This window comes from Pirellulaceae bacterium (assembly GCA_019636385.1).
Lineage (GTDB): Bacteria > Planctomycetota > Planctomycetia > Pirellulales > Pirellulaceae > Aureliella.
Genome location: JAHBXT010000001.1, coordinates 937,565 through 951,515, shown reverse-complemented (window position 1 = coordinate 951,515; position 13,951 = coordinate 937,565). Strand labels below are relative to the sequence as shown.

Below are 13,951 nucleotides of genomic sequence, written 5' to 3'. Positions count from 1 at the left end.
GCAAATGTGCACTCTCACATACCCTCCAATTGCGCCTGGCTTACTGCCAGGCGACGGCTGCGGCGCTACCTTGAGTAATACCCGGTGCGGGCAATTGACTGGAACCCCGCAGGTAAATATCAATGGCTCGCGCGGCACCACGACCCTCGTTGATGGCCCACACGACCAACGACTGTCCGCGACGACAATCGCCAGCCGCATAGACGCCAGGCACATTGGTCGCAAACCGACCATGTTCAGCCGCATAGTTGCTGCGAGAATCAACTTGGATTCCGAGCGCTTCGGCAACGTACTGTTCTGGGCCTAAGAATCCCATGGCCAACAACACCAGGTCAGCTTCAAACACTTGTTCCGACCCAGGCACTTCGGACATTTGCATGCGACCATTCGCATCTTTGGTCCATTGCACGCGGACAGCTCGAATACCCTTAACGTTTCCTTGACCATCATCCAAAAATTCTTTGCTCAACACGCAATACTCGCGCGGATCGCGACCAAATTTGGCTTCGGATTCTTCGTGTCCGTAATCGACGCGGAAGATGCGCGGCCATTGAGGCCAGGGATTGTCGCCGGCGCGATCGTCGGGTGGTCGATCTAACAGTTCAAAATTGACCAGCGCTGTGCATCCATGTCTCAGACTGGTGGCGATACAGTCAGTGCCGGTATCGCCTCCGCCGATCACGACCACCTTCTTACCGGCTGCCGAGATTTTCTTGCCGTTTTTCAAGCCACTATCCAACAGGCTCTTGGTATGCGCCGTCAGAAAATCCATGGCAAAATGTACACCGCGCAGATCTCGTCCGGGAATCGGAAGATCGCGTGGTTTGGTAGCTCCCGTAGCCAGTAATAAGGCGTCGCTATCTTGCTGAAGCTGCTGTATGGACACGGTTCTGCCAACATCGGCACCGGTGACAAACGTGACGCCAGCTTGGCGCATCAGGTCCAAACGACGCTCGACGACCTGCTTTTCCAGCTTCATATTGGGAATGCCATACATCAACAAACCGCCGATCCGATCGGCTCGCTCGTAGACGGTGACGGTATGGCCGACTTGATTCAGTTGGTCGGCTGCGGCCAGTCCTGCCGGTCCGCTACCGACAATAGCAACTCGCTTACCAGTCCGTGACTGAGGAATCGTTGGCGTTACCCAGCCTTCCGCAAACGCCCGGTCGATAATCGCGTTTTCAATGTTCTTGATGGTTACTGGCGGATTGGTAATGCCCAACACGCAGGCTCCTTCACAGGGCGCCGGGCAAACTCGCCCGGTGAACTCCGGAAAGTTGTTGGTCTTGTGCAATCGCTGGATCGCATCCTGCCAACGCCCCTGGTAGACCATGTCGTTCCACTCGGGAATCAAATTATCGATAGGGCACCCGGTTTCTGATTGGCAAAACGGAACCCCGCAATCCATGCACCGTGCGCCCTGCTGTCGCAATTGCGACTCATCGGGTTCGGTGTAAATCTCGCCGTAGTCGCCCAATCGCACAACCGGCAACCGCCAGGGTACTTTCTTGCGATCGAATTCCTTGAAGCCGGTTGGTTTTCCCATTCTTTCGTACTCGCTGTTCGATAGATTAGAAGTCGTGTGATACGGTTATGAATAGTGATGTGGTCGCTGGCCAGTGCCGTCGCGGAGTGCCTGAAATCTTGTTCAATCGCGAGTGACCAGCTCTGACTGTTGCTGCTGGGCCTGAGCTTCCAGCACACGTTTGTAGTCGGTGGGCATGACTTTGACGCACTGGCTAAGGAATGTCGGCCAGTCCTCGAGCGCCCGTTGTGCCGGCTGACTGCCGGTGTATTCCGCATGTCGCCTGATCAAGTCGCGGATCTGCGACTCTTCAATGCCCGGCTCGATGCGTTCCAGTGCAACCATTTCTAGATTGCATCGCATTTCGAAGTCGCCCTCAGTATCCCAGACGTATGCTATTCCACCGGACATGCCGGCGGCAAAGTTTCTGCCGGTGGGGCCGAGTACGATCACCCGACCGCCCGTCATGTACTCGCAGCCGTGATCGCCAAGCCCTTCGACCACTGTGGTTGCCCCCGAATTGCGGACGCAAAATCGCTCGGCCGCGCGACCTCGGAAGAAAGCTTCACCACCCGTGGCTCCATACAAGCAAACGTTACCGATCAGGATATTTTCTTCAGGTTTGAATGTACTGTCATGCGGAGGATAGATCACGATGCGGCCTCCCGACAGGCCCTTGCCGACGTAATCGTTGGCATCGCCCTCAACTTCCAAGGTCACGCCATGCGCCAAGAAAGCGCCCAGACTCTGCCCTGCCGATCCCGTTAGCTTGATATGTACGGTATCGTCTGGCAAACCAGCTTGACCATAACGTTTGGCAATCTCGTGACTTAGAATCGTGCCCACGGTACGATTGATGTTCGTGATCGGAGACTGGATACGTACCGGTTCCTTGCTGTCAAGCGCTGGCTGGGCCGCCACGACCAGCAGCGTGCGGTCTAGTGACTTTTCCAGTCCGTGCTCTTGGCCAATGGTCTGACGGGCAATGGCATCGGGCCGCAACTGATGCGCTGGAAAGAGCATCGACGTCAAATCCAGGCCGTCGGTCTTCCAGTGCTGGATCGCTTTGGAAGGCTCCAGTATGTCCACCCGACCGATCATCTCATCAATTTTGCGGAACCCCAAATTGGCCATGATCTGTCGAGCTTCCTCGGCCACCATAAACAGATAATTCACCACGTGCTCTGGCTTGCCTTGAAACTTCTTCCGCAACTCTGGATCCTGAGTCGCCACACCCACGGGGCAGGTATTCAAGTGGCACTTGCGCATCATGATACAACCTAAGGTAATCAGCGGAGCGGTTGCAAAGCCGAACTCTTCAGCACCCAGCAACGCAGCGATCACAATGTCGCGGCCCGTCTTGAGTCCGCCGTCCGTCTGCAGTACGACTCGACTGCGCAGGTTATTTAGCACCAGTGTCTGATGAGCTTCGGCGATTCCCAGCTCCCAAGGCAAACCAGCGTGTTTGATGCTTGTCAGTGGCGATGCGCCCGTGCCACCGACATCCCCGGCGATCACAATGTGCTCGGCGTGCGCCTTGCTCACGCCAGCCGCGATCACGCCTACGCCAACTTCGCTGACCAGTTTGACGCTGATGCGCGCCTCGGGATTTGCATTCTTGAGGTCGTGAATCAACTGCGCCAAATCTTCGATGGAATAGATGTCATGGTGCGGCGGAGGACTGATCAATCCGACACCTGGCGTGGAGTAACGAATGCGGGCGATATTCCAATCGACTTTACGCCCTGGCAGCTCACCGCCTTCTCCTGGCTTGGCACCCTGAGAAATCTTGATCTGCAATTCATCTGCGTTTGTCAGGTACTCAATCGTCACCCCAAAACGACCCGAAGCAACCTGCTTGATTGCCGAGCGGCGCGAATCGCCGTTGACCATTGGTAAGAACCGCTGCGGGTCTTCGCCGCCTTCGCCGGTGTTGCTCTTTCCGCCCAAGCGATTCATGGCGATGGCTAGGGTCTCGTGAGCTTCCGCGCTGATCGATCCGAAGCTCATCGCGCCCGTACAAAAGCGTTTGACAATGGCCGACGCCGGTTCGACTTCGTCTAGCGGCACGGCGGGGCCAGCCACACCGGGCTTGAGTTCAAGCAGCCCGCGCAGCGTGCACTTCATTTCGTTGTCGTGGTTGATGTGGTTGGAAAATCGCCAGTAGGCGTTGGTATCGCCAGCTCGCGCCGCTACCTGCAGGTCCGCGATAGCTTGGGGATCCCAACCGTGTCGTTCGCCGGCCGATCGCCAATGAAAATCACCCGGATTGGGTAGCGCAGGTAACTGGGCCACCGGATCGCGGGGATAACCCAAAGCGTGGCGTCGTAGCGATTCTTCCGCTAGCACGTCAAATCCCACTCCCTGAATGCGGCTGGCCGTGCCAATAAAACAGACGTCAATAACCTCGTCCTTCAAACCTAAAGCCTCGAAAATCTGGGCACCCTTGTAGCTCTGCAATGTACTAATGCCCATCTTGGCCAAGACCTTCAACATGCCTTTGGCCACCGCTTTGCGATACGAGTACATGATCTTGTCCAGATCGACATACTTTTCTGCGGACAGCTGCTCATCCAGCCGAGCGTACCACAGGGCTTCAAAGGCCAAGTATGGATTGATCGCGTCGGCTCCGTAGCCTACCAACAGACAATGCTGATGTACTTCGCGAGCTTCTCCGGTTTCGACGATGATGCCTACCTGAGTTCGCTTGGCTTGGCGCACCAGGTGGTGATGCACGGCACCGGTCGCCAGCAGCGCGCTGACCGGGACAGACTGCGGTCCAATTTGACGATCTGACAGGATGATAAGCGAATAGCCATCGTCGATGGCCTGCTCGGCTTCAGCGCAGATGCGTTGGAGAGCCTGAGTCAAACCGGCTTTGCCTTCACTACGCGGATAGGTAATGTCGATCTTCTTGGTGCGCCAGCCGCGGTGGTCCATGTGCTCGATGGCCGCCAACTCAGGGTTGGTCAAAATCGGATGTGGAATCAGCAGGCGGTGAGCATGTTCCGGCGTTACGGCCAGCAGGTTTTGCTCTGGGCCGATATAGCACTCCAGCGACATAACCACCTCTTCGCGAATCGAGTCGATGGCGGGATTGGTGACCTGTGCGAAGAGCTGCTTGAAATAGTCATAAATCATGCGCGGTCGGTCACTCAGGCAAGCCAGTGCCGAATCGTTACCCATCGAGCCAACCGGATCACGCGACTCCTCGATCATCGGCACCAGCATGAAGTGCATCGTCTCACTGGTGTAGCCAAACGCCTGCATGCGTGCCAATAGCGTATCGGGGCAATAGCCTTGTGCCTCTGCCGGAGCTAAGTCGTCCAGGGTGATCCGTTGCTCGCGGAGCCACTGCGCATAAGGACGCTTGGCGGCGAAGTCGTGCTTGAGTTCTTGATCCGGAATCAGTCGACCTTGTTCGAAGTCGACCAAGAATATCTTGCCGGGCTGCAGGCGTCCTTTTTCGCGTACCAGGTGGGGCGGAACCGGCAATACGCCTACTTCGCTGGCCATGATCACGCGATCATCGTGGGTGATGTAGTATCGACTGGGGCGTAGACCGTTGCGGTCCAGTACAGCACCGATGTAGTGACCGTCGGTAAAGGCGATCGAGGCCGGTCCATCCCACGGTTCCATCATGCAACTGAAGTACTCGTAGAACGCGCGCTTTTCGTCCGGCATCGACTCGTGCTTCTGCCAGGCTTCCGGCACCATCATCAAAATGGCCTCTTGCAGCGTCCGCCCGGTCATCAACAGGAACTCCAACACGTTATCGAACGAGCCACTGTCGCTGCAGTGCGGCTCGACTACCGGAAATAACTTGACCAGTTCATCGCCGTACAGCGGGCTGGAGGCCAAGCGGCGGCGGGCCGCCATCCAGTTTTGATTGCCTCTGAGCGTATTGATTTCACCGTTGTGACTCATGAAACGCAGCGGTTGTGCACGGTCCCAACTCGGAAACGTATTGGTCGAAAACCGGCTGTGCACCATGGCTAGGTGGGTTTCAAAGTCGACGTCGTTCAAGTCCGGATAATAGGGCAATACTTGGCCACTGGTCAGCATGCCTTTGTAGATGATGACCTTCGTCGACAGGCTACAGATGTAGAATTGCAGCGCGTGATGCAGCGTTGAACTTCCGCGAATGGCATGGCTTGCCGATTTGCGGATGATGTATAGCTGGCGTTCAAAGGCATCCTGATCGAGCCCTTTGGCAGCAGCTACAAACAACTGCTCAATCGCTGGTTCGGCTTCCAAGGCGGTCGGGCCAACGTCGGCCTTGCGCGCATCCGTGGGAACCGTGCGCCACCCCAAACAGCGCTGACCCTGCTGGCTGATAATCTGCTCCACCGTCTGCTTGCAGGCCGCGCGTTCAGTGGGGTCTTTGGGCAGGAACAGTAAGCCGGCTGCGTATTGTCCCGGTCGCGGCAAGTCGACTTTCAAGTCATCTTTGGCCACTTTACGCAGAAACTTATGTGGCAGCGCAGTCAACATCCCTGAACCATCGCCGGTGTTGGCCTCGCATCCACACGCACCTCGGTGGTCCATCGATATCAACATCGCCGAAGCGTCCAATACAAATTGATGGCTCGCCTGGCCCTTGATGTGCGCGATAAACCCGACTCCACAGTTCTCCTTTTCGAAACTCGGATCGTATAAGCCTTGGCGCTGCGGAAGGTGGAATTTGCTACGCATTTTCGAATCTCTGATTAATCTGCTAATTGCGACGGACAACTATTTTCAAACGGCTTGGACAACTACGGCGCTGGTGGGTTGGTCAGTTCCAATGTTCGGTGCGTTGAGGGTGAGGTTAGGCGATGTGGCGACTATCTTGATTGGGGTGAGGGATGTCACGACTGGCCGGCACGTTCTTGATTTCAGCCGGTGAAGCCTCCGGCTGTGGTCTGGACTGACCCGACTGAAAATCTTCCGACAAAACCAACTCGACAATGCCCCGCGCCGTTGGCCCCAACGGTGTATCGCGGCGCTGAATCACCCCCAATGGGCGACTGAGCTTCAACCAGGGGCAATGTATCTCGACCATGCTGCCACTGTCTAACTGCTCTTTGACAGTCGGTTGCGGCAGGAACGACACGGCAGAATTGAATTCCAAGGCATGCTTGACCGAGTCGATGTTGTCAAATTCGGCAACCACCTGCATGCTAACGCCCAAGTGCCTCAAGTAGCGATCGATCTCTTGGCGTATGCGTAAATTTGGAGCAAAGGCCACTAGGTTCTCGTCCTGGAGTTCCTGTGGCTGGACGCTTTCGTGCTTGCTCAGTCGGTGCCCGGGGGGCGCCGCCAGCAACATCCGCTCTTGGCACCAGTCGGTCACAGCGATCGTTTTGGAACTCTCCGGGTAGCTGATTAGACCAAAATCTACCGCCCCCTGCTCAACCAGCCGATAGACTTCGTCAGGGTGTCCAAACTGATAGCGAAACTCCGCTTGCGGAAAACGCTCTTTGACTAGCCGCTGCAACTGGGGCCAGTAGCTCAGGCCAACACTGTAGATTGCGGCAATCGTCACGCGGCCCGACAATTGATTTCCCAGCGATCGAACCTCTTCGGTTAACGTGTCAAACTGGCGAAGCAGTTGAACCAAACCTCGATGAAACTGGTCACCCTCGGCGGTTAACACAAACGGGCGCTTGCTGCGGTCGATCAATTGCACCTTCAGATACTCTTCGAGCTGCTGAACGGCTTGGCTGACACCGCTTTGTGTCATTTCGTTGTCCTCGGCGGCCCGCGAAAAGCTGCGTCGATGAACTACGTCACAAAAAACTCGCAAATTGCGCAGGTGCATTATCAATGCTTCCATTGACAGGAAGTTACTATCACAAATTCTGATTGAATAATAGAGACCATCAAAATAGACGATTAAAGAATCTAATCGGACGTTGTTCGATCGTCAATGCCTACGAAGTAGGCCAAATCGGAAAAAAGAGAGCCGTTGGCGACGGGTTTGGACGGTCTTTTATTAAGCCAACGGGCCGAATGTCCCCGCGTCAGTCGCCCTTGCTGTGCCAGCGACGTGGGAGGGTGAGTGCGTACAGGATCACAACCGCCCCTGAAGCTATCAAGCTCCACGGAATCCAATCCGGCGGTCGAACTACACGCGTACCGACTTGGACGGTTTGTGGTGGCTGAAACCAGCTGTTGCTGACCTGCACTGTCTCATTGCGATCCGTAACAATTGTGGCGCTGTCGATTACTAAGCATTCGACTCCTACGATCACCAGCATGGTTCCGACAGCAAAAAAGAACGCGCGCCACATAGCGGACACTCCGACAATAAATTCAGCGGGGACACAGCACATTGCAGGTAGCTACGCGCGCCGGAGCGCGGCAGCGAAGCCCGCAGTGTTCCTTCACGGGGACACAGCACTTCGATGGGGCTGCAAGTCGCCCGAATCAACGGCCTGAGCACTGCGATCGGCTCAAATGCTGGCATTTCTTGATCCTCATTGCCTGGAGCTAGCCCCCTTGGCCCATTCCGCTGGCGATCCTAGCGAATTTTCCGTCCAGAGCCAGCTAAGCGTGAACTCTCCAACTGGTTTACAATGTCCTGCCATTTGAACAGGAACTGCCAACCTCCCCGGCCATAAGACCATCATCCAAGAACTATGGAAGCACATCCCTACGGCGCTCTCAGCCTCTTGCCACCCATAGTGGCGATTGCGCTGGCGATTGCCACGCGTCGGCTCGTGGGTTCGATGTTGGTCGGCATATTTGTTGGCTGCTTACTAACTTCCGGCTTTCGACCGCTGATAGCGCTCAGCGATTTTTGGGAGGTGCATCTGTGGAATACTCTGATTGACCCCGGTCGCCTGCGAGTCTTCTCGTTTACCTTGTTGATGGGAGCGTTGATCGGTGTAGTTACTCGCTGTGGCGGAATGCGCGGCTTGATTGCGCTGGTCGCTCCGTGGGCTCGGACCCGGCGTCGAGGCCAATTGGTGGCTTGGTTTATGGGCTTGGTTGTCTTCTTTGACGACTACGCCAACACGCTTTTATTAGGACCAACGCTGCGCCCCATCGCGGATCGCCTGAGAATCTCTCGTGAAAAACTGGCCTACATCGTCGATTCCACGGCCGCACCGGTTGCCGGTCTGGCGCTGGTGTCTACATGGGTGGCCGTAGAGATTGAATACGTGCGCAGTGGCTTGGCGAATGTGGACGCTCGCTTGGAGCCGCAGGCATTTACACTGTTCGTCTACAGTATTCCTTATCGCTACTACATCTGTTTCTCGCTGCTGCTGGTTCCGCTGCTTGCCCTGTCTGGTCGCGAGATGGGTCCAATGCTGCGCGCCGAGCGTGGCAGACTGGCCAGCGACAAAATCGACAGTCGACATCCGCAAGTCGCCAGCTTGGAAACCGGTGCGTTAACATCCAGTTGGTACAACGCCGTACTACCTATTGGCCTGACCGTGATGCTAGTGATTTACTTCATTTACCGTTCGGGGCTCAACAATGCTCCACCTGGTTCTTCGCTGAACGAAGTTCTACGAGTCGCTGACAATGCGTTGGCCTTACAGTACGGTGCGGCCGGCGGATTGGCGCTGGCGGCGCTGCTGGCTCGAGTGCAGCGACTGCTGGATGGTCCGGGAGTATTCGAGGCCGGTGTGGCTGGCGCTCGGGTAGTCGCTCCAGCCATTCTGATATTGTGGTGCGCGTCGACTCTATCGGCTCTCACCAGCAACAAATCGGTCAGCGGTCAAGTCTCCGTCGCCTACGAACACCAGGACCACCGACTGTACACCGGCGACTACCTCAAATCACTGCTAACCGTACAGCCAGTCCAGCCAGCCACGGGCGGTTCTGCATCGTCGCCATCCGAGGCCCCTCAACCGCTCAAAACCGAGGCGCGTTTTCCAGTACAGCTCTTGCCGACAGTCGTGTTCCTAATGGCCTGCGTTGTCGCCTTCTGTACGGGAACCAGTTGGGGCACGATGGGAATCTTGTTACCAATTGTCGTCCCCATGGCGTATGCCCTTGTGGGAACGCTGGGCACCACCGACGTTTTGCAACATCCCCTGATGCTGGCCAGTATTGGCAGCGTACTGGCCGGCGCCATCTTCGGCGATCACTGCTCGCCCATTTCTGACACCACCGTCTTATCGGCGCAAAGCTGTAGCTGTGATCTGCTTGCTCACGTCAGTACCCAGATGCCCTACGCACTCTGGGTCGCCGCAATCAATATCCTGTTGGGCACCTTGCCACTGGGATTTGGCCTGAACGTTTGGTGGACACTCCTCCTGCAAACCCTGGGTATCATGGGCCTGCTGATCACCTTTGGTCGAAAAGTGGAAAGCACTGGCGAGACGCTTGCCTGGGATGGTAATCCCCAGGGACCCTAACCAGCATACTCGTCCACCGGATATGCCCTAATCGAATTCGCGGGATTTCGGCAAGCGGATCGACCAATGGGGTTCATGCTTCGCGAAGGATCCTTTCCATCTTGCGACCTTTGGCCAATTCATCAACCAACTTGTCCAAGTACCTTACTTGTTGTGTCAAGGGATTCTTGATCTCTTCCACTCGATAGCCGCAGATGACGCCAGTGATTAGATGTGCGTTGGGATTCAGCTTGGCACGTTGAAAGAACTGTTCGAACGTCAGTTTGTCGTTGATGTGCTTCAGCAGTGCCTTTTCCGTGAAGCCCGTGAGCCAGCCAATTACTTGGTGCAGCTCCTCTTGGGTTCGGCCCTTCCTTTGGACTTTTGCAAGATAGTGTGGATAGACCGAAGCAAACGTCATCTTGGCAATTCGTTCATCGTGGTGGGTCGTGCTCTTCATGTGACACTACTCATTCTGTCTGATACGTTTTAGTTGACTGCCAATTCCATCCCTAGCCGGCAATTCTTCTTCAGCGTCGTACATCAACTCCCCGGCACGCGAAGTACCTCCAGCAGATGGCTGTGTCTCCAGGGGGCCTGTCAGCCACGATGTCGGCATTCGGATTTGCGGGCAAAACGGCTATTTGTCAGCATCTTCAGCCGCTTGACGACCGCATCTGCATCGCCCATAGAAGCCTCGCCGATCACCCACTGGGATGTGACGACGTCGTAGAGCGGACGCTGTTCGGCCATCCAGCGCTTGGCTTGATCCTGAAGGGCCGCTGTGGCCGGGTCTGCGCTGTGCCAGGCAGTGGCATGGCTCACGATAGACGTTTCGATGTAGACAGTATCCATCGCACCATACTATCGCAGCGAACGACCGGGCTCAGCGGGCGGACACGAGTTGGCTACCATTGCCAAATCGCCCTATTCGCCCGCTCCGTTGCAACCTATTGTTCGTCGAAGATTATCTCCGATCTAGTGCTTCATTGACAATTCCTTGAATTACACGTCCTTCGACTTCCGTGCCTCCGAAGATCGCGAACAGATTGTCGATTATTGGCCTCACATACTCGTGTATGTCGCCTTTGGCAACGTTTAGTGGAATTCTAACGGCATGAACAAATTCATTCTGAACTGCGTTTCCCCAAGAACCAAAATGCCGATTACGATCTGCCCAAGAACAAAGCCCTCTTCCACGAAGTCCCTGCCATCTAGCGGCGAATTTAAGCTGAGTGGTTTCGGGGTCAAATCCTAGGGTCTGGGAGATAGAAATAGCAACGGCGATACCTTCGGCGACCCGACTAATTTGCAGCAGGAAATCCAGATGCTCTCCGGGCACAATTTTCTCGTATCCCTGACGTGTGAAAATGAAGTCATCCTCCATTGCACGGATATGATAGAATTTGCCGCTGGGATTTATGGACCAGAAGTCGAGGTGTGGTCCCATGAATTCACCTCCGAGATAGTCAATAAAAGACTCAAATGTGCCTTGATTTATCTGTGGACGGTCTTCCGCAGTTCTTGAGCCAAGTAGGATTACCCAGGGACTCCAACCAGAAATTCGTGGAGCATTGTTTGCGATTTTTTGAAGGAGCGAAAAACTGGGGACCTGAACATTCTCTACACCGTTAACCTCGACAGCAAATTCACGGTAACCCAACTTCTTAGGCAATTTAGTTTGTCGTTCATTGCAAAGCTCACGATACCGCGCAAAGCCAATATCCAACAAATTGAGAATGGAGGCGCTTTGTCCGTTCGTGGCAGTCGCCTGAAGCAATTGGGGATCGAAAATATCGACGAGATGACGCCGAACGAATCTTGCAACGTCTGCTTCGCGATTCTCGAAACAAATTGTAAGTAAACGGTCCCAGTCTCCTCTACGGATTTCAGAAGAGCTTACGCGGTGATTTGATTTTACCGACCGAACATATAGTGAATTATCACGCAGAAGTGCGTTGCCTTCATCATTGTGGAGGTCAGACTTGCAAATTGCAGGGTTTTTAATCCCGCCGGGGACGCAAACTACGGGATGCTCAACGCCCTCAATTTCAAGATAGTCCATGGTGATCCCAAAGGGTTCGGAAGCGTATTTACCAACGATTTCTTGAATCACATCAGAGCTATAGCATGCTCGAGTATTCGACGGAGAATTGGTCTTGCATTGTATTCCCTCGTCGTTGAATCCAATGACCAACCTTCCGCCATCATTGTTTCGAAGTGCAAGACAGGCTTTCGCGATTTTCGATTTTCCGAAAGGTGTGTTCGGGTCAATCCACTCTTTAAGCTCCAAGTCCAAGCTTTCTGTCGCTCCTTGGATCAATAGTGCCTTTAACTCGTCCAGCCGTTGCCTTTCGGACACCATGGAATTCTTTCTTTCAATAGGCTTTGACGACGAACTATTGTTACGCAGATGCCCTCAATATGAGTGTCTGGATTTGATGTCTTGCATTGTGATTGTAACTCGTTCATTTTGGGGCGGCAATGAGCGCTGGTTCGAGCTTAGAATTCCCCAAATAGACAGACGGATGGGCTGGTAGGCAGGAGGGTGTTGTGCAGATGGATGTTAGGCAGATGATGTCGTGATCATCCGTATTAACGCCGGCTAAGAGGGCGCGGCTGTACGCTTCATCCAACAAGTACCAACGGTCAAGCTGCGATTGCTGAAGCCAGCTGGTTGCAGCTTGGTATGATGGTGAGCTACAAGTCGATCATGAGTTGTTGCGATACCAGAGATGTTCCGTTACCAGGTTGTTGCATCCACGTTAGGGGATGACGTCGCGGTTGTAGCCTTCACAGGCCACAGCCACCAAGGCCTGAGACTGGTTCACAGAACGAGCACAGGCGGTTGCTTGATTGCTTCATTGAATTGTCTGACATTGGAATCGGAACGATCGAATTCCACATTCGACTACGCGCAGGTGACTGACTAGAGCTATCCGTGCCAGCCGGAATCATGGATCTGGCGGTCAACCACTCGGATTCTGCTGCCGCAGACTGGCCGAGGAAAGACTGTGGAGGATACTGCGGGCCGTGGTCCAGTGCGCTGAGATTGTCCATCGAGGCACCGTTTGACGCCTCGGCCAGCAAGACAGCAACGCAACCGCGGCTTGTCGAATGCCGAGCTTTTGCCTGGCAACGTGAAATTGGGACTCGCAGGCGAATCCCTTTAAATCCTGCTGGCCGGCAGGTTTACAGCAGTGCGGATGAGAGGATTTGAACCTCCACAGCCTTGCGGCCACTAGAACCTGAATCTAGCGCGTCTGCCAATTCCGCCACATCCGCATCATTTTTCCGCTGTTGGCCAGCACCTCTGGTACCATCGGTTCCATGGCGGTATCAATCCAACGGGAAAGGCTGAAATTTTCGAGCTACCTTCGAGAGTGTCAATGGGTAGGTACCGCAAAATGCGCATTGGCCTTCCACCCTGCGACCCGCGGCGAGTGTGCCGCCGGCCGATGGCCAAAGGTGGATTGGCATGTGCCGTTGCCAGCCGATTGTAGCGGTTATGCGACGGGTGCAATGCATTGGAAGGGCGGTGACGCATCGGCTGATGGCAACCCAACGCCGCGACTCCAGCAAAAAATGCTAGTCTTCAGTAGCGGATCGACCGATCCGGGAATGCTCGCCGTGGCTATCCCGCCGACGGCTACAAGAGCCCCATTTCGATTGAGTACTTATGAAGTCGTTTGGGAAATCTAGTTACTTGCACACCGTCCTGGTTTGCTGCGTGGCAGCCGTGACGATTGCCGTCGGGGAAGCCCTGAACAGCTATTGCTGGCCTGAAGATGCGAAGCTGGTGCGCGCAGTCGAATACCAAAATCGCTCGGGTGAAAAAATATCGGAGCTGACGATTCGCTTGGGTGTCCAGATTCATGACTTGGTGAATTTACCGGATGGGTCCGTTTCCAAGTTGCATTTGACCAATACTGGTAGCGTTCAAGGGGAAGTCAGAGGGCGTTTTCAAAGTGGCTCCACGTTTCGCTCGCGAACATTTTCGTTACCGGTGCGCGGCCAGGGCAATCGTTACCTGATTTCAGTCCAGCCGGGCGGTACAGTCATTCTCAGTGGCGGGTTTGACTGACCCCTG

The 13,951-nt window shown here is 55.0% G+C and carries 9 protein-coding genes and 1 tRNA gene; 2 read left to right on the top strand and 8 right to left on the bottom strand.

Annotation, left to right across the window (positions count from 1 at the left end; genetic code table 11):
• Positions 1 to 40: 40 nt before the first annotated feature.
• From KF752_03660 to KF752_03645, 4 genes are all read right to left on the bottom strand, one after another.
• Positions 41 to 1,549: a glutamate synthase subunit beta gene (locus KF752_03660; GenBank protein MBX3420633.1), complete on the bottom strand. Its 1,509-nt coding sequence runs from the start codon at positions 1,547 to 1,549 to the stop codon at positions 41 to 43.
• Between the two features lie 102 nt (positions 1,550 to 1,651).
• Entirely contained in the window at positions 1,652 to 6,223 is a 4,572-nt protein-coding gene (gene gltB / locus KF752_03655; GenBank protein MBX3420632.1) for a glutamate synthase large subunit, read from the bottom strand.
• A gap of 115 nt (positions 6,224 to 6,338) precedes the next feature.
• On the bottom strand, positions 6,339 to 7,331 hold the full coding sequence (locus KF752_03650) for a LysR family transcriptional regulator (protein MBX3420631.1): 993 nt from the start codon (positions 7,329 to 7,331) through the stop codon (positions 6,339 to 6,341).
• 202 nt (positions 7,332 to 7,533) lie between these two features.
• Positions 7,534 to 7,803, bottom strand: a complete 270-nt coding sequence (locus KF752_03645) for a hypothetical protein (GenBank protein MBX3420630.1) — start codon at positions 7,801 to 7,803, stop codon at positions 7,534 to 7,536.
• Between the two features lie 348 nt (positions 7,804 to 8,151).
• Here KF752_03645 and KF752_03640 point away from each other — a divergent pair, with 348 nt between their 5' ends.
• Positions 8,152 to 9,882: a hypothetical protein gene (locus tag KF752_03640; GenBank protein ID MBX3420629.1), complete on the top strand. Its 1,731-nt coding sequence runs from the start codon at positions 8,152 to 8,154 to the stop codon at positions 9,880 to 9,882.
• Positions 9,883 to 9,955: 73 nt separating this feature from the next.
• Here the strand turns inward: KF752_03640 and KF752_03635 are convergent, their stop codons facing one another.
• The 4 genes from KF752_03635 to KF752_03620 all read right to left on the bottom strand — a co-directional run bounded on the left by KF752_03635 (position 9,956) and on the right by KF752_03620 (position 13,146).
• Positions 9,956 to 10,282 (bottom strand): DUF2200 domain-containing protein, encoded by a 327-nt coding sequence (locus tag KF752_03635; protein ID MBX3420628.1) that lies wholly within the window; start codon positions 10,280 to 10,282, stop codon positions 9,956 to 9,958.
• 179 nt (positions 10,283 to 10,461) lie between these two features.
• A complete protein-coding gene (locus tag KF752_03630; protein ID MBX3420627.1) occupies positions 10,462 to 10,716 on the bottom strand; it encodes a hypothetical protein in 255 nt (84 codons plus the stop codon).
• A 112-nt stretch (positions 10,717 to 10,828) separates the two neighbouring features.
• The gene (locus KF752_03625; protein MBX3420626.1) at positions 10,829 to 12,226 is read right to left on the bottom strand and encodes a putative DNA binding domain-containing protein; all 1,398 of its coding nucleotides are present in this window, start codon (positions 12,224 to 12,226) and stop codon (positions 10,829 to 10,831) included.
• A gap of 836 nt (positions 12,227 to 13,062) precedes the next feature.
• A tRNA-Leu gene (locus tag KF752_03620) sits at positions 13,063 to 13,146 on the bottom strand.
• Positions 13,147 to 13,540: 394 nt separating this feature from the next.
• On the opposite strand from KF752_03620, the gene KF752_03615 reads away from it, so the two are divergent.
• Positions 13,541 to 13,945: a hypothetical protein gene (locus tag KF752_03615; protein ID MBX3420625.1), complete on the top strand. Its 405-nt coding sequence runs from the start codon at positions 13,541 to 13,543 to the stop codon at positions 13,943 to 13,945.
• Positions 13,946 to 13,951 lie beyond the last annotated feature (6 nt).

Coding starts and splice junctions, on each gene's coding strand:
- KF752_03660 (MBX3420633.1), bottom strand. CDS start 1,549: ATGGGAAAACCAACCGGCTTCAAGGAATTCGATCGCAAGAAAGTACCC.
- gltB (MBX3420632.1), bottom strand. CDS start 6,223: ATGCGTAGCAAATTCCACCTTCCGCAGCGCCAAGGCTTATACGATCCG.
- KF752_03650 (MBX3420631.1), bottom strand. CDS start 7,331: ATGCACCTGCGCAATTTGCGAGTTTTTTGTGACGTAGTTCATCGACGC.
- KF752_03645 (MBX3420630.1), bottom strand. CDS start 7,803: ATGTGGCGCGCGTTCTTTTTTGCTGTCGGAACCATGCTGGTGATCGTA.
- KF752_03640 (MBX3420629.1), top strand. CDS start 8,152: ATGGAAGCACATCCCTACGGCGCTCTCAGCCTCTTGCCACCCATAGTG.
- KF752_03635 (MBX3420628.1), bottom strand. CDS start 10,282: ATGACGTTTGCTTCGGTCTATCCACACTATCTTGCAAAAGTCCAAAGG.
- KF752_03630 (MBX3420627.1), bottom strand. CDS start 10,716: ATGGATACTGTCTACATCGAAACGTCTATCGTGAGCCATGCCACTGCC.
- KF752_03625 (MBX3420626.1), bottom strand. CDS start 12,226: ATGGTGTCCGAAAGGCAACGGCTGGACGAGTTAAAGGCACTATTGATC.
- KF752_03615 (MBX3420625.1), top strand. CDS start 13,541: ATGAAGTCGTTTGGGAAATCTAGTTACTTGCACACCGTCCTGGTTTGC.